Origin of the sequence: Agromyces allii (assembly GCF_009749385.1) — a bacterium.
Taxonomy (GTDB): Bacteria; Actinomycetota; Actinomycetes; order Actinomycetales; family Microbacteriaceae; genus Agromyces; species Agromyces allii.
On the sequence record NZ_WBIN01000006.1, the window covers coordinates 54,524 to 75,450 of the forward strand.

Below are 20,927 nucleotides of genomic sequence, written 5' to 3' on the forward strand. Positions count from 1 at the left end.
ACCAGTCTTCATCGAGACAGTTTCTCATCAACAGAAGGGGTGAACCGTGTCGGTTTCCATCAAGCCGCTCGAGGATCGCATCGTCATCAAGCAGGTCGAGGCAGAGCAGACCACCGCGTCCGGTCTGGTCATCCCCGACACCGCCAAGGAGAAGCCCCAGGAGGGCGAGGTCGTGGCCGTGGGCCCCGGTCGCATCGATGACAACGGCAACCGTGTTCCGCTCGACGTGGCCGTCGGCGACAAGGTGATCTACTCGAAGTACGGCGGCACCGAGGTCAAGTTCGCGGGCGAGGACTTCCTCGTGCTGTCGGCTCGCGACGTGCTCGCGGTCGTCGTCCGCTAAGGCCGACCCCGCACCTTCCGAGGCTCGGATGCTGGGCCCACGTGCCGGAGGCTCCGCGCATCGCGCAGCGATGTGAGGAGTGGCACGGGGAGCATCCGGGCCTCGTCGTGTCCGGGCCGGTGGTGTCCGGGCCGCCGCGACCGCGGCTCGCCGCGACCGCGGCCGGAAGTCGTCGAAGGACGGCAGCCCGACGGCGACGCCGTGTCTCCGGGCGGGCGTACGGTTGACCGGTGACCTCCAGCACCGACCCCACGAGCACCGACCGAACGAACGCCGGCACCGCTTCGAAGGGCGGCGAGGTCAGCCGCCCGGGTCTCGCCTTCGCGATCGGGTCGTACGTCCTCTGGGGATTCCTGCCGATCTACTTCATCGCGCTCGCACCGTCGGGGCCGTTCGAGATCGTCGGCTGGCGGGTCGTGCTCTCGCTCGTGTTCTGCGCGCTCCTGCTCACCGTCACGCGCGCGTGGCGCCCGTTCGCGGCGCTCCTGCGCGATCGCCGCATCGTGCTCACCATGGGGCTCGCGGGCGCGCTCATCTACGTCAACTGGCAGACCTACGTCTACGCGACGGTGTCGGGGCAGGTCGTCGAGGCCGCCCTCGGGTACTTCATCAACCCGATCGTGACCGTGTTCCTCGGCGTCCTGGTGCTGCGCGAGCGACTGAACGTCACGCAGTGGGTCGCGGTCGGCATCTCCATCCTCGCGGTCGTCGTGCTCGCGGTCGGCTACGGCCAGCCGCCGTGGATCGCGCTCGTGCTGGCGTTCTCGTTCGGCACCTACGGCCTCATCAAGAAGCGCGTCGGCCCCAAGGTCGATGCCGTGTCGGGCCTCACGCTCGAGACGGCGTGGCTCACGCCGATCGCCGTGGTCATCCTCGTCGTCGTCGGCTCGACGTCGGGCCTGTCGCTCGGAGCCCACGGCCCGTGGCACACCGTGCTGCTCCTCAGCGCCGGGGCGATCACCGCGATCCCCCTGCTGCTGTTCGCGGCGGCGGCGCGTCGCCTGCCGCTCATCTACATGGGGTTCATCCAGTACTTCGCACCGTTCATCCAGTTCCTCGTGGGCGTCGTCGTGCTGCAGGAGCCGATGCCGCCGGAGCGGTGGGTCGGCTTCGGCCTGGTCTGGGTCGCGCTCATCGTGCTGACGTTCGACCTCCTCCGCGGGGCGCGGGCGGCCCGACGACAGGTCGTCGAGCTCACCTGAGCGACGGATGCCGCGGTGCCGCCGTGAGCGCATCGTCACCCTGCGTCATCCCGACGTCCGGTCCACCCCCGAATCGGGGTGGTCGAACGGTGCGCAAACGGTGGAATCGTGCGTGAAACGCCCTCGAGACGGTCGGAATGTGACGGTGAGGTAACACTTCAGACAGTGTTATCGGGTTGTGACCGGGATTCCTTTGCAGTGGGGCGCTCGCCGAATACTGTGACAGAACGGCGAGCCTCAGCCCGCTGGTTTGAACCACATTTCCTTCAGTCCCAAGGAGCAACATGAGCGTATTCGGCACGTCCCGACCCGCTCGTTCGCGCGGCAAGGTCTGGGCAGGGGTCGCGGTCGCCGCGACGAGCGCCCTCCTCCTGTCCGCCTGCGCGAGCGGCGAGACCGATTCCGGATCGGGCGACAGCTCGGGCCAGCGCGACGAGCTGGCCCTCACCATCGGCACGGCCCTGCCGCAGACCGGCAACCTGGCCTTCCTCGGCCCGCCCGAAGAGGCCGGCGTCGCCTACGCGACGTCGCAGATCAACGCGGCCACGGCCGACACCGGGCTGACCCTCGACGTCGTCTACGGCGACTCGGGCGACACCGACAACAAGGCGTACGAGACCGAGATCCCCCGCCTCCTCGGCGAAGACGTCTCGGCCATCATCGGCGCCGCGTCCTCGGGCACCTCGCTCCAGTTCATCGACCAGGTCGTCGGTGCGGGCGTCATCCAGTTCTCGCCGGCCAACACGTCCGACGCGTTCACCACGTACGACGACAACGGCCTGTACTTCCGTACGGCTCCGTCCGACGTGCTCCAGGGTGAGGTCCTCGGCAACCTGATCGCCGAAGACGGCAACCAGACGCTCGGCCTCATCGTGCTGAACGACTCGTACGGCACCGGCCTCGCGAAGTACATCACCGAGGCCTTCGAGGCCGCCGGTGGCGAGGTCGTCGCAGCACCCACGTACAACACGGGTGACACGACGTTCGACGCACAGGTCAGCGAGGTCCTCGCGGCCGACCCCGACGCCATCGCCCTGGTGACGTTCGACGAGGTCTCGACCATCCTCCCCAGCCTCTTCGGGCAGTTCCCCGCCGACAAGCTGTACTTCGTCGACGGCAACCTGAAGAACTTCGCCGACGCGTTCCCCACCGGCTCCCTCACGGGCGCCAAGGGCACCCTGCCCGGTCTGACGATCGACTCGATCTCCGACTTCACGGGTGAGCTCGACGCGTTCCTCGAAGAAGAAGGCACCCCGGCACTCGAGGACTACAGCTACGCGGCTGAGTCGTTCGACGCCACCGTCCTCCTCGCCCTCGCATCGCTGGCCGCGAACTCGACCGACCCGGCCGACATCGCAGCGAAGCTGATCGAGGTCTCCGGAGGCTCGGGCGACGGCGAGAAGTGCTCCACGTTCGCCGAGTGCGCCGACATCATCGTCGGTGGCGGCACGGCCGACTACGACGGCATCTCGGGCCCGATCACGTTCGACGAGGTCGGCGACCCGACCGAGGCGTCGATCGGCATCTACCAGTACGGCGACGACAACAACTACGCCGCCTACGAGGGTTGATCCCAACGTAATCAGCGGAGGGGCCCCGGTCTTCGGACCGGGGCCCTTCTGCGCGCCCGGGGGCGGTCGCCTGCCGTGGAAGGGCTTCCCGCACGAAGGTGGGCCCGCGCGGCCCGCGGGCGCGCAGCGTCAACGTCTTCGCGCGACGCTCGCATCCTCATCGACGCTCGCGTCCACATCGCCGCGGGCGTTCCTCCTGGCTCCGCACGCGCGCCTGTACGCGCGACGCGCCCCGCGCCGTGCAGGTGCCTGCCGGAATCGTGCAGATGCCTCCCGGACTCGTCCCGGTGTCTCCCGGACTCGAGATGCGCCTGAGGGCACCGAGTCGGTCCCGAACCGCATCGTGGCGGTTCGCGGGAGGACACGCCGCCGCCGTGCACCGAGAGAGCACGATCTGCCGGAGTCCGGCGTGACACAGCAGACCGTGTCCCCTCGGCGCACGATGGGGCGTCCCAGAGGGCTGCTGGGCTGTCCTGCGAGCCTTCCCGGATGCACTCGGATAGAGGGGGGACGCGTGGACACGCTTCCGCGTCAGGCGGCGGTGCCGGTGGTGCAGCTCGCGGCGAGCACGAAGAAGGGCGGGCCCTCGCTCTCGCGAGGACCCGCCCTTCGTGACGGGGTCGTGCCCGGTCAGGTGCCGAGCGTGCCGAGGTACAGCTCGGTGACCTTCGGGTCGTTCAGCAGCTCGCGGCCGGTGCCCGTGTAGGCGTCGCGGCCCTGGTCGAGCACGTAGCCGCGGTCGCAGATCTGCAGGCAGCGCCTGGCGTTCTGCTCGACCATGATGCAGGTCACGCCCGCCTTGTTGATCTCGGAGACGCGGATGAACGCCTCGTCTTGACGAACAGGGGAGAGGCCGGCCGACGGCTCGTCGAGCAGCAGCACCTTCGGGTCCATCATGAGCGCACGGCTCATGGCGACCATCTGGCGCTCGCCGCCCGAGAGCGAACCGGCGCGCTGCTTCAGGCGCTTGCCGAGCTCCGAGAAGATGCCCGTGACGAACTCGAGGCGCTCCTTGTACATGCCCGGGGCCTGGAAGAGCCCCATCTGCAGGTTCTCCTCGATGGTCAGGCTCGGGAACACGTTGTTCGTCTGGGGGATGAACCCGACGCCGCGTGCCACGAGCTTGTTCGCCTTGAGGCCCGTGATGTCCTCGCCCTGGAGCGAGACCGTGCCCTGTCGGATGTTGACCTGGCCGAAGATCGCCTTCAGCAGCGTCGACTTGCCGGCGCCGTTCGGGCCGATGATGCCGATGAGCTCGCCCTGTTCGGCGACGAGGGAGCATCCGTTCAGGATGTTGACGCCCGGCAGGTAGCCGGCGTGCACGTCGTCGATGAAGACGACGGGCGTGCTGGTCGCAGTCGCGTTGCTCACTGGTCCTTCTCCTTGCTGTCTGCTCCGAACTCGGCTTCGGCCTCGGCCGTGCCCTGGCTCGCGAGTTCGGCGGCGTCGACCGCCTCGGATGCCGAGGCATCCGTCGTCGGGTCGGCCTCTTCGGCGGTCACGCGCCCGGTCACGACACCGAGGTCGAGCTCCTGGTGCGCGCCGAGGTAGGCGTCGATGACGGCGGGATCCTGCATGACGGTGTACGGATCGCCCTCGGCGACCACGCGGCCCTCGGCCATGACGACCACCCAGTCCGCGATGTGGCGGACCATGTGCATGTCGTGCTCGACGAAGAGCACGGTCATGCCCTCGTCCTTCAGGTCGAGGATGTGGTCGAGCAGCGACTGCGTGAGCGCCGGGTTGACGCCGGCCATCGGCTCGTCGAGCATGACGAGCTTGGGCTCGCTCATGAGCGCGCGGGCCATCTCGAGGAGCTTGCGCTGACCGCCCGACAGGCTGGCGGCGAAGTCGCTCGCTTTGGTGTCGAGCTTGAACTTGGCGAGCAGGCCCATGGCGCGCTTCTCGATCTCGGCGTCCTGACCGCGCCAGGCGGCGGGGATCAGGCTCTGCCAGAAGCGCTCGCCGCGCTGGCCCTTGGCACCGAGCTTCATGTTGTCGAGCACGGTGAGCAGGCCGAGCGCCTTGGTGAGCTGGAACGTGCGCACCTGGCCCATGCGGGCGACCTTGAAGGCCGGAACGCCCGAGAGCGAGCGGCCCTCGAAGGTCCACGTGCCCTCGTTGGGCTTGTCGAACCCGGTCAGCAGGTTGAACAGCGTGGTCTTGCCGGCGCCGTTCGGTCCGATGAGGGCCGTGATGGCGCCACGCGGGATCTCGAGGTGCTCGACGTCGACGGCGGTGAGGCCGCCGAACGTGCGACGCACGCCGTCGGCGACGATGATCGGGTCGACCTTGGCGACGCCCGGCTTGGCGTCGCCGACGTGCAGACCCGTCGTCTTGGGGCGGGGGACGGGTGCGGCACCGGTCGAAGTGTCGACCGTCGCATCCGTCGTGGGCTCGGTGGGAGCCGGGATCTCACTTGACAAAGGTCAGCTCCTTCTTGTTGCCGAGGAGGCCCTGCGGCATGAAGATCACGAGCAGCATGAGCGCGACACCCACGAGGATGAAGCGCAGCGTGCCCGCCTGGATCTGCGTCATGAACGGCAGCACGCCGGCCTGCACGAGTGCGGGCAGGAAGTTGCTGAGGAAGGTCTGCAGCACCCAGAAGATCAGCGAGCCGAGCAGCGGTCCGAAGACCGTCGCCGCGCCGCCGAGCAGGAGGGCCGTCCAGACGAAGAACGTGAGCGAGGTCACGTAGACGCCGGGGCTGACCGCCGAGGGCAGTGCGTAGATGATGCCGCCGGCCGCGGCGATCACGCCACCGAGCACGAGGGCCTGCAGCTTGTACGCGAACGCGTTCTTGCCGAGGGCGCGCACGGCGTCCTCGTCTTCGCGGATGCCCTTGAGCACGCGGCCCCAGGGGCTGCGCATGAGCAGCCAGACCACGAGCACGGCGATCGCGAGCGTGATGAGGCCGAGGATGCGGACCCACCAGTCGTTCGCGTTGTAGACCCACGGTCCGAAGCCGTACGTGCCCTCGGGGATCGGGTTCGAGGCGCGGAAGCTCGCGTGGTAGCCGCTGAGGCCGTCGGCCGAGCCGGTGACCTCGTCGAACGCCGTCGTCAGGAAGAGGAGCCTGACGACCTCGGCGGCCGCGATCGTCACGATCGCGAGGTAGTCGCCTCGCAACCGCAGGGTCGGGACACCGAGGATGAGGGCGAAGATCGAGGCTGCCGTGAGGCCGATGATGGCCGCAAGCCACCACGGCAGGTCGAACGTCAGAATCGAGATCGCGTAGCCGTAGGCGCCGATGGCCATGAAGCCGGCGATGCCCATGTTGAGCAGGCCCGCGTAGCCGAAGTGCACGGCCAGGCCGAGGGCGGCCAGTGCGTAGCCGATCGTCGCCGGGCTGAGGATCGACGATGCCGTATTGGAGAAGATCTGAATCCAGTCCATGATGCGCGCCTAACCGATTCTCTCTCGTCGGCCCAGGATGCCCTGTGGCCGGAACAGCAGGATGACGATGAGGATGACGAGAGCACCCGCGTACTTGAGGTCGTCGGGGATCCAGAGGCCGGACACCTCGACGATCACGCCCACGATGAGCGAGCCGATGAGTGCGCCGTAGGCCGTGCCGAGACCGCCGAGGGTGACCGCGGCGAACATCAGCAGCAGCACCTGCGCGCCCATGTCCCACTTGATGCCGGGTCGGTAGTACGCGTACAGGATGCCCGCGAGGCCCGCGAGGGCGCCGGCGATGATCCACACGACGCGCACGACGTGGTCGACGTCGATGCCGGAGGCCGAGGCGAGCGACGGGTTGTCGCTGATGGCGCGGGTGGCCTTGCCGAGACGCGAACGCGTGAGCCAGATGGCGAAGGCCACGATCACGACGATCGAGATCACGATCGAGGCGATGTCGATGCCGCTCAGCTGGATCGGGCCGAACGACAGCTTCGGTGCCGTCGCGTACGGGAGCTGCGTGGTGCCGCCGCCGATGAAGAACTGGAAGATGTAGCGCATCGCCAGCGAGAGGCCGATGCTCACGATCATGAGCTGCACGACGCCGACGCGCTTGCGCCGCAGTGGTCGCCAGAGGATCACGTCGAGCAGGAGTCCGAGGCCCGCGCTCAGCACCACGGCGAGCGGGAGGCCGATCCAGAGCGGGAGCGCCATCGACCCTGCGCTCACCAGGAAGGAGGCCGCGACCGCGCCGAACGTGACCATCTCGCCGTGCGCGAAGTTCGAGATGCCGGTCGTGCCGAACACGAGCGACAGGCCGACCGCCGCGAGTGCGAGCATCAGGCCGAAGTTCAGGCCCTGCACGAAGCGCTGGATGAACTGGTCCCAGAGGCTGGTGACGTTGCGTTCGCCCTCGCCGATGAAGAAGTTTACGGTCACGCGCCCGCCGGCGCCGACCGTGACGTCCTTCTCGTTGGGGCTGTCGTCTTCGGGGTCGACGACCGCGATGCCCTCGGGAAGGGTCTCCTCGTCGAGCGTGACGGTGTAGTCGTCCTTCTCGGGCACGCTCACGCGCCACTGGCCGTTCTCGTCGGTCTCGACCTCTTGTTCACCCCCCGGTCCGTCGATCACGAGCCGGACGCCTTCGAGCGGTTCGCCGTCGAGTTGGACGTTTCCGCTGATGCGGTACGGATCGCCCTCGGCGGCCATGGCCGGGGATGCGGAGAGTGCGAAGACGCCGAGCATGGCGGCTGTGATGGCGAGGATGACGCCGAACAGCCTGATCATGCGACCGGGTGGGTACGCGACGGCAGGGGATGGGGATCTCACGAAACCTCCAGGTTGGGACACCACGGCGATAGGAGTCCCATCGGCCGTGAAGGAGACGTTATGAGCGTAGTGTGTCGTCCGTGTTTCGCATCCCCCACGTTCGGGAACCGCTGCCGAATCGTGAGAAACGCAACGCACCTGCAGGTGGGCGCGCTCTCGCGCACGGGATGTGCGCGGCGGCCTCGCGGGCGTGCGCGCGCCCGCGCGGCGCGCACGACGCGCACGGGGAATACTCCCAGCGCCGCCTCGATTAGACTCGGTAGACACCGTGCAAGGCCCTTCGCGCCGGCGGCGGTGCACTCGATGCCGACCACGCGATAAAAGGGGCGCCCCAATGGACCAGCACGACCCGTTCGGATTCATCGGACTCACGTACGACGACGTGCTGCTGCTCCCCGGGCCCACCGACGTCATCCCGAGCGAGGCCGACACGAGCTCCCGGCTGACGCGTCGCATCACCGTCGCGACGCCGCTGCTCTCCGCTGCGATGGACACCGTGACCGAGGCGCGCATGGCGATCGCCATGGCCAGGCAGGGCGGCATCGGCATCCTGCACCGCAACCTGTCCATCGCCGACCAGGCCGAGATGGTCGACCGGGTGAAGCGCAGCGAGTCGGGCATGGTCTCCAACCCGGTCACGACGACGCCCGATGCGACCGTGGCCGAGGTCGACGCGCTGTGCGCGACCTACCGCGTCAGCGGTCTGCCGGTCGTCGACGCCGACGGCATCCTCGTCGGCATCATCTCGAATCGCGACATGCGGTTCGTCTCCGAGTTCGAGAAGTCGACCACCAGCGTCGCCGACGTCATGACGAAGGCGCCGCTCATCACGGGCCGCGTGGGCATGAACCCCGACGAGGCGCTGGCGATCTTCGCGAAGCACAAGGTCGAGAAGCTGCCCCTCGTCGACGACGCGGGCCGTCTCACCGGTCTCATCACGGTCAAGGACTTCGACAAGTCCGAGCAGTACCCGAACGCCACGAAGGACTCCGAGGGCCGCCTGCGCGTGGGCGCCGCGATCGGCTTCTTCGGCGACGCCTGGGAGCGCGCCGAGGCACTGCGCGATGCGGGCGTCGACGTGATCGTCGTCGACACGGCCAACGGCCACTCCGCGGGCGTCATCGAGATGGTGCGTCGCATCAAGTCCGACCCGACGTTCGAGCACATCGACGTGATCGGCGGCCAGGCGGCCACCCGCGAGGGCGCGCAGGCGCTCATCGACGCGGGTGTCGACGCGGTCAAGGTCGGCGTCGGCCCGGGTTCGATCTGCACGACCCGCATCGTCGCCGGCGTCGGCGTGCCGCAGATCACGGCGATCTACGAGTCGTACCTCGCGGCGCGCGAGGCCGGCGTGCCGATCATCGCCGACGGCGGCCTGCAGTACTCGGGCGACATCGCGAAGGCGCTGGTCGCCGGCGCCGACACCGTCATGATCGGTTCGCTGCTCGCCGGCACCGACGAGTCGCCCGGCGACGTCGTGTTCCAGGGCGGCAAGCAGTTCAAGCTGTACCGCGGCATGGGCTCGCTCGGCGCCATGCAGACGCGCGGCAAGAACACCTCGTACTCCAAGGACCGCTACTTCCAGGCCGACGTGCCGAGCGACGACAAGCTGATCCCCGAGGGCATCGAGGGCCAGGTCGCGTATCGCGGTTCGGTCGCGGCGGTGACGCACCAGCTCATCGGCGGGCTGCGTCAGTCGATGTTCTACGTCGGCGGCCGCACCATCGCCGAGCTGAAGGCGAAGGGCAAGTTCGTGCGCATCACGGCGGCCGGGCTCAAGGAGTCCCACCCGCACGACGTGCAGATCGTGGTCGAGGCGCCGAACTACAAGAGGTAGCCCGGGTCACCGCGCGTCAGCGAGCCGCGTGACCGCCTCCCCGAGCACCTCGGGCGAGCACGCGAAGTTCAGGCGCGCGTGGCCGCGACCGACCTCGGCGCCGAACGCGGGTCCGCTCATGAGCGCGACCTTCGCGCGCTCGAGGGCGACGGCCGCGGGGTCGTCGCCCCAACCGAGCGCCGTCAGGTCGAGCCACGCGAGGTAGGTGGCATCCGGAATGCGGTAGCCGACGCCGGGCAGTTCCTCGGCGAGCAGGTCGGCGAGCAGGCGCCGGTTGTCGTCGAGGCTGCCGAGCACTCCGTCGAGCCACGGCCCGCCGTCGGTGAAGGCGGCGACCGTGGCGATCGAGCCGAACTGGCTCATGCGCCACGACACCTCGTAGGGCATCGCGTCGCGCAGGCGGTCGCCGCGTTCGCTCGCGGTGACGATGAGCGCGGCCTTCAGCCCGGCGATGTTGAACGCCTTGGTCGCGGCGGTGACGGCGACGCCGTGTTCGCGCGCGGCATCCGACACCGTGAGGAACGGCGTGTACGGGGTCGTGGGCTGTGCGAGGGGGCCGTGCACCTCGTCGCTCACGATCGTCGCGCCGAAACCGGCCGCCAGGTCGGCGAGGTGCACGAGGTCGTCGCGCGCGGGCACCCACCCGGTCGGGTTGTGCGGGTTGCAGAGGAGCATCGCGCGCACCCCCGAGGCGAACGCGGCCTCGATGCCGAGCAGGTCGAGCGACCATCCGTCGCGGATGCCGCCCTGCAACGGGATCTCCTCGACGACGCCGCCCGCCTCGGTCACGAGGTCGAAGAACGGCGGATAGATGGGCGAGGTCGCGATGACGCGGTCGCCGGGCGCGATGGCACGCCGGAGCACCTCGACGAGGCCCATCGACACGTCGGCCGTGCAGGTCACGCGGCTCGGGTCGAGCTCCCAGCCGAGGCGGGCGGCCGCGAACCCCTGGAACGCGTGCGCGACGGCCTCGGGACCGGCGTTGTATCCGGTGTCGGAGCGGTCGATCGCCCGGTGCAGCGCCGCGGCGATGGGTTCGGCGAGCGGGTAGTCCATCTCGGCGACGGGCAGCGGCAGCACGTCTTCGTCGTAGAGCCGCCACTTCGCGCTCGTGCGCGCGCGCAGCAGGTCGATGGGGTCCGCTTCGATGCGATGCAAGCCGTGCATGCCTCCAGCATGCTGCATCGCCGGCTCGGCGGCACCCGGAACGTGCGGGGGCCGTCGGCTCGCGGCTCGCGGCCTGCTCACCGGGCATGTATCCTGATCGGCTGCCTCAGCGCCGCGACGCGTGCGACAACCACGCGCGTCGTGAAGTGAAACGGATCACCCATGGGTTTCATCGACGTCAACGGCGTCTCCTTCTCCCTGCCCGACGGCAGGCCACTGCTCGCCGACCTCGCGTTCCGCGTCGTCGACGGCCGCACGACCGCGCTCATCGGCGCGAACGGCGCCGGCAAGTCGACGCTGCTGCGCATCATCCGCGGCGACCTGCGCCCCGACGAGGGCAGCGTGCAGGTCGACGGCGGCCTCGGCGTCATGGACCAGTTCGTCGGTCGACAGCCGTCCGAGGTCGACGCGTCGACGGATGCCGCGGCCTCCGCGCCGACGACGGTCGCGGGTCTGCTCGTGTCGGTCGCGCCGACGCGCATCCGGAGCGCCGCTCGCGAGCTCGAGGCATCCGAGAACGCGCTGATCGAGGCGGATGACACGACGAACCAGATGCGGTACGCGACCGCGCTCGCCGAGTACGCCGAAGCCGGCGGCTACGAGCAGGAGGTCGTGTGGGACCACTGCACGTCGGCCGCGCTCGGCATCCCGTTCGAGCAGGCGCGGTGGCGCGACCTGTCGACGCTCTCGGGCGGCGAGCAGAAGCGGCTCGCGCTCGAGGCGCTGCTGCGCGGACCGGAGCAGGTCCTGCTGCTCGACGAGCCAGACAACTCGCTCGACGTGCCGGGCAAGCGCTGGCTCGAGGGGGCGCTGCGCGCGACCCCCAAGACCGTGCTGCTCGTCTCGCACGACCGCGAGCTGCTCGCGCGCGCGGCCGACCGCATCGTGACGCTCGAGGCGGGGGCCGCGGGGAGTACGGCGTGGGTGCACGGCGGCAACTTCAGCGGGTACCACGCCGCGCGCGAGGAGCGCTTCGAGCGCCTCGACGAGTTGCGTCGCCGGTGGGACGAGCAGCATCTCGCGCTGAAGACCCTCGTGAACACGCTCAAGGTCAAGGCGACGTACAACGACGGCATGGCCTCGCGGTACCAGGCGGCCCTGACGCGACTGCGCCGCTTCGAGGACGCCGGCCCGCCGGAGGAGCGCCCACCGGCTCAGGCGGTGTCGATGCGGCTGCGCGGCTCGCGCACGGGCAAACGCTCCGTGGTGTGCGAGCAGCTCGAGCTCAGCGGGCTCATGAAGCCGTTCGACCTCGAGGTCTGGTACGGCGACCGCGTCGCCGTGCTCGGGTCGAACGGGTCGGGCAAGTCGCACTTCCTGCGCCTGCTCGCGGGCGGCGGCACCGTGCCCGACCGCACGCTCGGGCACGTCACGAGCGTGGGGGAGACGCTCGCGCGCGTGCCGCACGAGGGGCGCGCCGTCCTCGGCGCGAGGGTCGTGCCCGGCTGGTTCGCGCAGAACCACCAGCACCCCGAGTTCCGCGGACGCACGCTGCTCGACATCCTGCACCGCGGCGACGCGAACCGCGACGGCATGGCGCGCGAGGCCGCGAGCTCGGCGCTCGACCGCTACGGGCTCGCGGGCGCCGCACTGCAGCGCTTCGACGAGCTCTCGGGCGGGCAGCAGGCGCGGCTGCAGATCCTCCTCCTCGAGCTCTCGGGGGCGACCCTGCTGCTCCTCGACGAACCCACCGACAACCTCGACCTCGTCTCGGCCGAGGCGCTCGAGGACGCCCTGTCGCGCTTCGACGGCACCGTGCTCGCGGTCACGCACGACCGCTGGTTCACGCGCAGCTTCGACCGGTTCGTCGTGTTCCGCTCCGACGGGCAGGTCGTCGAGACCGATGCCCCGGTGTGGGACGAGGCGCGGGTCGACCGGGTGCGCTGACCCGGGCGGGCCGGCGGCCGGGTACCCCAGGGGTGCCCGGCCGCCGCGTCCGTTCGGCCCGCGGCATCCGTTCGATAGGCTGGCATGGTGACTCAGGAGATCGAGATCGGCCGTTCCAAGCGGGGCCGTCGTGTCTACGCATTCGACGACATCGCCATCGTGCCGAGCCGGCGCACGCGCGATCCAGAGGATGTCTCGGTCGCCTGGTCGATCGACGCGTACCAGTTCGACATCCCGTTCCTCGCGGCCCCGATGGACTCCGTCGTGTCGCCGCAGACCGCGATCATGATGGGCCAGCTGGGCGGCCTCGGCGTGCTCGACCTCGAGGGCCTCTGGACCAGGTACGAAGACCCCGAGCCCGTGCTCGCCGAGATCCGCAACCTCGCGCCCGAAGCGGCGACGCAGCGCATGCAGCAGCTGTACTCCGAGCCGATCAAGCCCGAGCTCGTCACGCAGCGCCTCGCCGAGATCCGCGCCTCGGGCGTCACGGTCGCGGGTGCGCTGTCGCCGCAGCGCACGCAGGAGCTCTACGAGACCGTCGTCGCCGCGGGCGTCGACCTGTTCGTGATCCGCGGCACCACGGTGTCGGCCGAGCACGTGTCGAAGAACCAGGAGCCGCTGAACCTCAAGCGCTTCATCTACGAGCTCGACGTGCCGGTCATCGTCGGCGGCGCCTCGACCTACACGGCCGCCCTGCACCTCATGCGCACGGGCGCGGCGGGCGTGCTCGTCGGCTTCGGCGGCGGCGCGGCCTCGACCACGCGCGCGACGCTCGGCATCCACGCGCCCATGGCCACGGCGGTGGCGGATGTCGCGGGCGCGCGTCGCGACTACCTCGACGAGTCGGGCGGCCGTTACGTGCACGTCATCGCCGACGGCGGCCTCGGCACCTCGGGCGACATCGTGAAGGCCATCGCCTGCGGCGCCGACGCCGTGATGCTCGGCGCGGCGCTCGCGCGGGCGACCGATGCGCCCGGCGGCGGCTACCACTGGGGCGCCGAGGCGCACCACTCGAAGCTCCCGCGCGGTCGCCGCGTGCACGTCGGCCAGATCGGCGAGCTCGAGCAGGTGCTCTACGGCCCGGCTCCCGCCGCCGACGGCAGCGCGAACCTCGTGGGTGCGCTGCGTCGCTCGATGGCGACGACGGGCTACTCCGACCTCAAGGAGTTCCAGCGCGTCGAGGTCGTCGTCGCGCCGTACCAGTCGTTCTGAACTCGGTCGCCCTCACCCTCCTGATCCGGCCCCCGCTCGGGTAGCGTTGAAGTCGGATCACGCGGTCGCCGTCTGCGATCGCGAGGATGGGGACGACGATGGCGACACAGAGGTCCGGATCGACGACGAAGGCGGGAGCGGGTGCCCCGGCATCCGTGGCCCGCTCGACGAAACTCGGTCCTGAGGAGCGCTCGGCAGCGATCGCGCGGCTGAAGGAGAAGGAACTCGACATCCTCGTGGTCGGCGGCGGCATCGTCGGCACGGGTGCGGCGCTCGACGCCGTCACACGAGGGCTCTCGACCGGCCTGCTCGAGGCGCGCGACTGGGCGTCGGGCACGTCGAGCCGCTCGTCGAAACTCGTGCACGGCGGCATCCGCTATCTCGAGCAGCTCGACTTCCGGCTCGTGCGCGAGGCGCTCATCGAGCGCGGACTCCTGCTCCAGCGCATCGCGCCGCACCTGGTCAAGCCAGTGCGGTTCCTCTACCCGTTGAAGAAGCGCGTGTTCGAGCGCATCTACATCGGTGCGGGCATGCTGCTGTACGACGTCTTCAGCTACACGGGCGGCCGGCCGCCTGGGGTTCCGCACCACCGCCACCTCTCGAAGCGCCAGGTCATGCGGGCGATCCCGTCGCTCTCGAACGACGCGCTCGTCGGCGGCCTCACGTACTACGACGCGCAGGTCGACGACGCCCGCTACGTGGCCTCCCTCGCCCGGACCGCCTCGTCGTACGGCGCGCACGTCGCCTCGCGGGTCAAGGTCGAGGGCTTCATCAAGGTCGGCGAGCGCGTGGTCGGCGTCAAGGCGCACGACCTCCAGACCGACGAGCACTTCGAGATCCGCGCCAAGCAGGTCGTGAACGCCACCGGGGTCTGGACCGACGACACGCAGCGCATGGTGGGCGAGCGGGGCACGTTCAAGGTGCGCGCATCGAAGGGCATCCACCTCGTGGTGCCGCGCGACCGCATCCAGTCGGCGATGGGCATGATCTTCCGCACCGAGAAGAGCGTGCTGTTCATCATCCCGTGGGGCCGGCACTGGCTCATCGGCACGACCGACACCGACTGGAACCTCGACAAGGCGCACCCGGCCGCGACGGCCGCCGACATCGACTACCTGCTCGAGCACGTGAACGCGCTGCTCGCCATCCCCCTGACGCGCGAAGACGTCGAGGGCGTGTTCGCGGGCCTGCGGCCGCTGCTCGCCGGCGAGAGCGACCAGACCTCGAAGCTCTCGCGCGAGCACATCGTCGCGCACACGGTGCCGGGGCTCGTGGTCGTCGCGGGCGGCAAGTGGACCACGTACCGCATCATGGCGAAAGACGCGATCGACGCCGCCGCCGATGCGCTCGACGGGCGCGTGCCGGTCTCGACGACGCAGGACATCGCGCTCCTCGGCGCCGAGGGCTACCAGGCCGCGTGGAACAAGCGCGCCAAGATCGCCAGGGCGTTCGACGTGCACAAGGTGCGCATCGAGCACCTGCTGAACCGGTACGGCACCCTGACCGACGAACTGCTCGACCTCATCAAGGCGGATGCCTCGCTCGGCGAGCCCCTGCCCGGGGCCGACGACTACCTTGCGGCCGAGGTCGTGTACGCGGCGTCCCACGAGGGCGCGCTGCACCTCGACGACGTGCTCGCGCGCCGCACGCGCATCTCGATCGAGGCGTGGGACCGCGGCGTCTCCGCGGCGCCCGTCGCGGCGCGGCTCATGGCCGACGTGCTCGGCTGGGACGCCGAGCGCGAGCAGCTCGAGGTCGAGCGCTACCTCGAGCGCGTCGCCGCCGAGCGCGACTCGCAGCTGCAGCCCGACGACGAATCGGCCGACCGAGTGCGGCTCGGGGCGCCCGACATCGTCAAGGTCGACTGACTCCGGTGCGGCGCCCGTGGCGGGCGCCGCACCGCCGGTCGCCCGGGCCCTGCCGTCCTGGCGCTCAGGGTTCGCGAAGTAGACTTGTCGGCATGCCCGAAGCCCTGTCCGCCGCCCACGCGCGAGGCATCGGGGTCTGATGCTGCAGATGATGCTGCGCCCCCGATGGGTGCTCGCGCTCCTCTTCGCCCTCGCGGTCGCCGCGGCCTTCGCGCTGCTCGGACAATGGCAGATCGAGCGCGCCGTCGAGCAGTCGACGACCATCGAGCGGCCCACCGAAGACGTGCTGCCGCTCGGCGATCTGGTTCAACCCGACACGGCGACCGAGCAGGTCGCCACGGCGCAGCGCGTCGAGGTCGAGGGCGTGTACGTGCCCGGCGACACCGTGCTCGTCGAGGGCCGGCTCAACGACGGCGTCGCCGGCTACTGGGTGGTCGCGCACCTCGAGGTGACGGATGCCGCGGCCGGCGGCCTGCCCGTCGCCCTCGGCTGGGCGGCCGACCGCGAGACCGCGCAGGATGCAGCAGATGCCTTCGACGCCTCGGTCGTCGAGGAGGTCGGGGCCGACGCTGCGGGCGTCGGCGCCGAGACGCAGGTCGTCGGACGCTTCCTCCCGAGCGAGGCCCCCGTCGCGCCCGACGAAGACGGCGACCCGTTCGCCATGACGACGGTCGCCGTGGCGCAGCTCATCAACGTGTGGGCCGACTACGACGACCGCCCGGTGTACTTCGGCTACATCACGACGACGGATGCCGCGCCGGGCCTCGAGGCGATCGCCTCGCCGCCGCCCGAGCACACGTTCGAACTCAACTGGCTGAACGTCTTCTACGCGGTCGAGTGGGCCGTGTTCGCGGGCTTCGCGGTGTACCTCTGGTACCGCCTCGTACGCGACGCGGTCGAGCGCGAGCAGCAGGAGGCCGAGGAGGCCGCCGCCGCGGCAGCGGCCGACGCGGCGCCCGGCGCTGCTGCGGACTCCGCCGGCGACCCCGCGGACTCCGCCGCTGCCGAGGCGAAGTAGACTGGGCCCATGCCCCTCGAGCCGAAATCCGCCGATCTGCCGCGCATTCGCGGGGCGCTGAAGCTCTACAAGGTCACGTCGGTCATCACCGGCGTGATGCTGTTGCTGCTCTGCGCCGAGATGCTGCTGAAGTACGTGTTCCACTACGAGCTCTTCGGGTTCGGCCCGGCCGGCTTCCTCACCCTGGCGCCCGTCGTCGAGACGCCCGCAGGGCTCGTCTCCACGGGCGAGGGCGTGAACCTCTCCACGGGCATCCTCATCGCCCACGGCTGGTTCTACGTGCTCTACCTGTTCAGCGACTTCCGCCTCTGGAGCCTCATGCGCTGGCCGTTCACGCGGTTCGTGCTCATCGCGCTCGGCGGCATCATCCCGTTCCTCTCGTTCTTCCTCGAGGTGCGCATCGCCCGCGAGGTGACCGGGTACCTCGACTCGCGCGAAGCCCGTGAGGCCGCAGCGCAGCCCGTTCCCGCATCCGACGCCGACCCCGTGGAGGCCCAGCCGTGACCGACCAGCCCACCGAGCAGCGCCCAGTCCTCGTCGTCGACTTCGGCGCGCAGTACGCGCAGCTGATCGCCCGACGCGTGCGCGAGGCATCCGTGTACTCGGAGATCGTGCCGCACACGATCACCGCCGATGAGGTGCGCGCCCGCAACCCGATCGGCATCGTGCTCTCCGGCGGGCCGTCGTCGGTCTACGAAGAGGGCGCGCCGTCGCTCGACGAGGGCATCCTGCAGCTCGGCGTGCCCACGCTCGGCATCTGCTACGGCTTCCAGGTCATGGCGCAGCAGCTCGGCGGCGAGGTCGCGCACACCGGCCACCGTGAGTACGGCTCGACCGAGACCACGCTGCGCACCGACGACAACCAGCTCCTCGGCGGGCAGCCCGAGCACCAGATCACGTGGATGAGCCACGGCGACTCCGTCGCGGTCGCGCCCGAGGGCTTCGAGGTGCTCGCGTCGACCGCGACCACGCCCGTCGCCGCGTTCGCGAACGACGAGCAGGGCTTCTACGGCGTGCAGTGGCACCCCGAGGTCAAGCACTCCGAGTACGGCCAGGGCGTCATCGAGAACTTCCTGCACCGCGCCGCCGGCATCCCCGCCGACTGGAACTCCGGCAACGTCATCGCCGAGCAGGTCGCCCGCATCCGGGAGCAGGTCGGTTCGGCTCGCGTCATCTCCGCGCTGTCGGGCGGAGTCGACTCCGCGGTCTCGACCGCGCTCGTGCAGCAGGCCGTCGGCGACCAGCTGACCGCGGTGTTCGTCGACCACGGGCTGCTCCGCCAGGGCGAGCGCGAGCAGGTGCAGAACGACTACGTCGCCGCGACGGGCGTCCGCCTCGTCACCATCGACGCGGTCGACACCTTCCTCGATGCGCTCGCAGGCGTGACCGACCCCGAGGAGAAGCGCAAGATCATCGGCCGCGAGTTCATCCGCGCGTTCGAGCAGGCCGAGCGGGACCTCATCGCCGAGGCGGCTGCCGATGGCCAGCCGATCAAGTTCCTCGTGCAGGGCACGCTCTACCCCGACGTCGTCGAGTCGGGCGGCGGCACGGGCACGGCGAACATCAAGAGTCACCACAACGTGGGCGGCCTGCCCGAAGACCTGCAGTTCGAACTGGTCGAGCCGCTGCGCACGCTCTTCAAGGACGAGGTGCGCGCCATCGGCCGCGAACTCGGCCTGCCCGAAGAGATCGTGGGGCGTCAGCCGTTTCCGGGGCCAGGCCTCGGCATCCGCATCGTGGGCGAGGTCACCCGTGATCGTCTCGATCTGCTCCGCCAGGCCGATGCGATCGCGCGCGAAGAACTGACTGCGGCGGGTCTCGACCAGGAGATCTGGCAGTGCCCCGTCGTGCTCCTCGCCGACGTGCGCTCGGTGGGCGTTCAGGGCGACGGCCGCACCTACGGCCACCCGATCGTGCTGCGCCCGGTCTCGTCCGAAGACGCGATGACCGCCGACTGGACCCGCCTCCCGTACGACGTGCTCGCGCGCATCTCGAACCGCATCACCAACGAGGTCGCCGATGTCAACCGCGTCGTGCTCGACGTCACGTCGAAGCCACCGGGAACCATCGAGTGGGAGTGATCGCGTACTGACGCGAAGCGAACGGCCGCCCTCGGGCGGCCGTTCGTCGTTCACCGGGCATTCCGGTGGGTGCTCCTGACATCCGACGCCGCGCACGGCAGGATGGGAAAGGTGAATGTCGTCGAGAATGCCAAGGTCACCGTCGTCGGAGCCGGAAGCGTGGGCACGAGCCTCGCCTACGCCACGCTCATCAGGGGAGCCGCGAGCGAGGTCGCGCTCTACGACATCGCCCGTGAGAAGGTCGAAGCCGAGGTGCTCGACCTCGCGCACGGCACCCAGTTCACCGGCGCGAGCGTGAGCGGCGGCGCCGATCTCGCGGTCGTCGAGGGCTCGCACGTCGTCGTCATCACGGCGGGCGCGAAGCAGCAGCCGGGCCAGACGAGGCTCGACCTCGCGGGCACGAACGTGCGAATCCTCGAGAAGCTGCTCCCGAACCTGCTCGAGCGCGCACCCGACGCGATCTACGTGCTCGTCACGAACCCCGTCGACGTCATGACGGTCGCCGCGCAGCGCATCTCCGGTCTGCCGGCCAACCGCATCTTCGGGTCGGGCACGGTGCTCGACACCTCGCGGCTGCGGTGGCTGCTCGCGAAGCGTGCGGGCGTCTCGACCTCGAGCGTGCACGCGGCCATCGTCGGCGAGCACGGCGACACCGAGTTCCCCCTCTGGTCGCAGGCGGGTATCGGCCCCGTGCCGATCCTCGAGTGGCGCGGCAGCGAGCCGTTCACCCTCCCAGAGCTCGACCGGATCGCCGACGAGGTGCGCAACGCCGCCTACACGGTCATCCGGGGCAAGGGTGCGACGAACTACGCCATCGGCCTCGCGGGCGCCCGCATCGTCGAGGCGATCGTGAACAACGAGCGGGCGGTGCTGCCGGTCAGCACGGTGCTGAGCGGCATCCGCGGCCTCGACGGCATCGCGCTGTCGCTGCCGAGCATCGTCGGCGGCGAGGGGGCGTTCCCGCTCGCCGAGGCGCCGATGTCCGAGCTCGAGGGGGTCCAGCTCGAGACCTCGGCCGAGGTGATCCGCACGTCGCTCGCCTCGCTCGGGTTCTGACGGGCCTCGGTCGCACGACCGGTGAGGGGCGGATGCCGCGTGGCCGCGGCATCCGCCCCTCTGCCGTTTCATCGTGCGCCCGGCGAAACGACGGACGGGGCCGCCCGAAGGCGACCCCGTTCGTCGAGCGAGTCGAGTGCTAGTCGCGGGTGATCGCGATCATGCGCAGGATCTCGAGGTACAGCCAGATGACGGTGACCATGATGCCGAACACGCCGGTCCATTCGTACTTCTTGGGAGCGCGGTTGCGAACGCCCTGCTGGATGAAGTCGAAGTCGAGCACGAGCGAGTACGCGGCCATGATCACGACGAGCACACCGAGGATGAGACCGAACGGGATGCCGGCGATCTCGGCGCCGCGAAGGCCCCACGGGTCGTTGTTGACGCCGGTCCACATGAGGATCATGTTGATGACCGAGAACACGAGGTAGCCGACCATCGCGATGAGGAAGACCTTCGTCGCCTTCTTCGATGCGCGGATCTTGCCCGAGGCGAAGAGCGCGAGCGTCACGCCGAACACGACGAGCGTCGCGATGACGGCCTGCGCGACGATGCCGCCGCCGTACATGAGCTCGTACCAGGCCGAGATGCCGCCGACGAAGACGCCCTGCACGCCCGCGTAGGCGAGGACCAGTGCGGGGGAGGGCTGCTTCTTGAAGATGTTGACCAGGGCGAGCACGAAGCCGACGAGGCCGGCGCCGATCCAGAGGAAGGGGACGCTGTCGACGGTCACCCAACCGAGCGCGGCACCCACGAGCAGGAGGCCGAACCCGACGACCGACTTCTGGATGGTGGTCTCGATCTGCATGACCTCGCGGTCGGGCAGCGTCGCGGGCTGGTTGTAGATCTCCTGCAGCTGCTGCGCGGACATGTCTTGCGCGACGGCCACGGCTCCCTGCTTGGAAGAGAAGGCGTCGTTCCGCGAGAAGGCGGGATTGTCGAGAGCCATGGGGT

Annotated in this window: 17 protein-coding genes; 11 read left to right on the forward strand and 6 right to left on the reverse strand. The window is 69.9% G+C overall.

Features of this window, described 5'->3' with window-relative positions; all coding sequences use genetic code 11:
* Window positions 1–46: 46 nt before the first annotated feature.
* From groES to GQR16_RS08455, 3 genes are all read left to right on the forward strand, one after another.
* Entirely contained in the window at window positions 47–343 is a 297-nt protein-coding gene (gene groES / locus GQR16_RS08445) for a co-chaperone GroES (RefSeq protein WP_067878828.1), read from the forward strand.
* Between the two features lie 230 nt (window positions 344–573).
* Window positions 574–1,545, forward strand: coding sequence for an EamA family transporter RarD (gene rarD / locus GQR16_RS08450; RefSeq protein WP_157414709.1), 972 nt, complete (start codon window positions 574–576; stop codon window positions 1,543–1,545).
* Window positions 1,546–1,829: 284 nt separating this feature from the next.
* Complete coding sequence (locus GQR16_RS08455) at window positions 1,830–3,116, forward strand: ABC transporter substrate-binding protein (RefSeq protein WP_157414710.1); 1,287 nt, start codon at window positions 1,830–1,832, stop codon at window positions 3,114–3,116.
* A gap of 630 nt (window positions 3,117–3,746) precedes the next feature.
* On the opposite strand, the gene GQR16_RS08460 is transcribed toward GQR16_RS08455, so the two are convergent.
* From GQR16_RS08460 to GQR16_RS08475, 4 genes are all read right to left on the reverse strand, one after another.
* Window positions 3,747–4,487: an ABC transporter ATP-binding protein gene (locus GQR16_RS08460; RefSeq protein ID WP_157414711.1), complete on the reverse strand. Its 741-nt coding sequence runs from the start codon at window positions 4,485–4,487 to the stop codon at window positions 3,747–3,749.
* Complete coding sequence (locus tag GQR16_RS08465; RefSeq protein ID WP_246200686.1) at window positions 4,484–5,443, reverse strand: ABC transporter ATP-binding protein; 960 nt, start codon at window positions 5,441–5,443, stop codon at window positions 4,484–4,486. Before GQR16_RS08465 ends, GQR16_RS08460 begins: the two co-directional genes overlap by 4 nt.
* An 88-nt stretch (window positions 5,444–5,531) precedes the next feature.
* Window positions 5,532–6,512 (reverse strand): branched-chain amino acid ABC transporter permease, encoded by a 981-nt coding sequence (locus GQR16_RS08470; protein ID WP_157414712.1) that lies wholly within the window; start codon window positions 6,510–6,512, stop codon window positions 5,532–5,534.
* A gap of 9 nt (window positions 6,513–6,521) precedes the next feature.
* Window positions 6,522–7,805 (reverse strand): branched-chain amino acid ABC transporter permease, encoded by a 1,284-nt coding sequence (locus tag GQR16_RS08475; RefSeq protein ID WP_157414713.1) that lies wholly within the window; start codon window positions 7,803–7,805, stop codon window positions 6,522–6,524.
* Window positions 7,806–8,181: 376 nt separating this feature from the next.
* On the opposite strand from GQR16_RS08475, the gene guaB reads away from it, so the two are divergent.
* On the forward strand, window positions 8,182–9,684 hold the full coding sequence (guaB, locus tag GQR16_RS08480; RefSeq protein ID WP_157414714.1) for an IMP dehydrogenase: 1,503 nt from the start codon (window positions 8,182–8,184) through the stop codon (window positions 9,682–9,684).
* A 6-nt stretch (window positions 9,685–9,690) separates the two neighbouring features.
* Here the strand turns inward: guaB and GQR16_RS08485 are convergent, their stop codons facing one another.
* Window positions 9,691–10,851: a MalY/PatB family protein gene (locus GQR16_RS08485; RefSeq protein WP_157414715.1), complete on the reverse strand. Its 1,161-nt coding sequence runs from the start codon at window positions 10,849–10,851 to the stop codon at window positions 9,691–9,693.
* 162 nt (window positions 10,852–11,013) lie between these two features.
* Between GQR16_RS08485 and GQR16_RS08490 the strand changes: the two genes are divergently transcribed.
* From GQR16_RS08490 to GQR16_RS08520, 7 genes are all read left to right on the forward strand, one after another.
* Entirely contained in the window at window positions 11,014–12,738 is a 1,725-nt protein-coding gene (locus GQR16_RS08490; protein WP_157414716.1) for an ABC-F family ATP-binding cassette domain-containing protein, read from the forward strand.
* Between the two features lie 84 nt (window positions 12,739–12,822).
* Entirely contained in the window at window positions 12,823–13,950 is a 1,128-nt protein-coding gene (locus tag GQR16_RS08495; RefSeq protein WP_157414717.1) for a GuaB3 family IMP dehydrogenase-related protein, read from the forward strand.
* A 98-nt stretch (window positions 13,951–14,048) separates the two neighbouring features.
* The gene (locus GQR16_RS08500; protein WP_157414718.1) at window positions 14,049–15,818 is read left to right on the forward strand and encodes a glycerol-3-phosphate dehydrogenase/oxidase; all 1,770 of its coding nucleotides are present in this window, start codon (window positions 14,049–14,051) and stop codon (window positions 15,816–15,818) included.
* Between the two features lie 148 nt (window positions 15,819–15,966).
* Entirely contained in the window at window positions 15,967–16,836 is an 870-nt protein-coding gene (locus GQR16_RS08505; protein WP_170298441.1) for an SURF1 family cytochrome oxidase biogenesis protein, read from the forward strand.
* Between the two features lie 9 nt (window positions 16,837–16,845).
* Entirely contained in the window at window positions 16,846–17,340 is a 495-nt protein-coding gene (locus GQR16_RS08510; protein WP_067878798.1) for a DUF3817 domain-containing protein, read from the forward strand.
* Window positions 17,337–18,917, forward strand: a complete 1,581-nt coding sequence (gene guaA, locus GQR16_RS08515) for a glutamine-hydrolyzing GMP synthase (protein WP_157414720.1) — start codon at window positions 17,337–17,339, stop codon at window positions 18,915–18,917. Before GQR16_RS08510 ends, guaA begins: the two co-directional genes overlap by 4 nt.
* A 111-nt stretch (window positions 18,918–19,028) precedes the next feature.
* A complete protein-coding gene (locus GQR16_RS08520; RefSeq protein WP_157414721.1) occupies window positions 19,029–19,973 on the forward strand; it encodes an L-lactate dehydrogenase in 945 nt (314 codons plus the stop codon).
* A gap of 139 nt (window positions 19,974–20,112) precedes the next feature.
* On the opposite strand, the gene GQR16_RS08525 is transcribed toward GQR16_RS08520, so the two are convergent.
* On the reverse strand, window positions 20,113–20,922 hold the full coding sequence (locus GQR16_RS08525; protein ID WP_157414722.1) for a Bax inhibitor-1/YccA family protein: 810 nt from the start codon (window positions 20,920–20,922) through the stop codon (window positions 20,113–20,115).
* Window positions 20,923–20,927: the final 5 nt, after the last annotated feature.

Excerpts from the sequence above, each read along its gene's own strand:
- GQR16_RS08455 (WP_157414710.1), top strand. The coding sequence starts at position 1,830 with ATGAGCGTATTCGGCACGTCCCGACCCGCTCGTTCGCGCGGCAAGGTC.
- GQR16_RS08470 (WP_157414712.1), bottom strand. The coding sequence starts at position 6,512 with ATGGACTGGATTCAGATCTTCTCCAATACGGCATCGTCGATCCTCAGC.
- GQR16_RS08475 (WP_157414713.1), bottom strand. The coding sequence starts at position 7,805 with ATGATCAGGCTGTTCGGCGTCATCCTCGCCATCACAGCCGCCATGCTC.
- guaB (WP_157414714.1), top strand. The coding sequence starts at position 8,182 with ATGGACCAGCACGACCCGTTCGGATTCATCGGACTCACGTACGACGAC.
- GQR16_RS08485 (WP_157414715.1), bottom strand. The coding sequence starts at position 10,851 with ATGCACGGCTTGCATCGCATCGAAGCGGACCCCATCGACCTGCTGCGC.
- GQR16_RS08490 (WP_157414716.1), top strand. The coding sequence starts at position 11,014 with ATGGGTTTCATCGACGTCAACGGCGTCTCCTTCTCCCTGCCCGACGGC.
- GQR16_RS08495 (WP_157414717.1), top strand. The coding sequence starts at position 12,823 with ATGGTGACTCAGGAGATCGAGATCGGCCGTTCCAAGCGGGGCCGTCGT.
- GQR16_RS08500 (WP_157414718.1), top strand. The coding sequence starts at position 14,049 with ATGGCGACACAGAGGTCCGGATCGACGACGAAGGCGGGAGCGGGTGCC.
- GQR16_RS08505 (WP_170298441.1), top strand. The coding sequence starts at position 15,967 with ATGATGCTGCGCCCCCGATGGGTGCTCGCGCTCCTCTTCGCCCTCGCG.
- GQR16_RS08510 (WP_067878798.1), top strand. The coding sequence starts at position 16,846 with ATGCCCCTCGAGCCGAAATCCGCCGATCTGCCGCGCATTCGCGGGGCG.
- GQR16_RS08525 (WP_157414722.1), bottom strand. The coding sequence starts at position 20,922 with ATGGCTCTCGACAATCCCGCCTTCTCGCGGAACGACGCCTTCTCTTCC.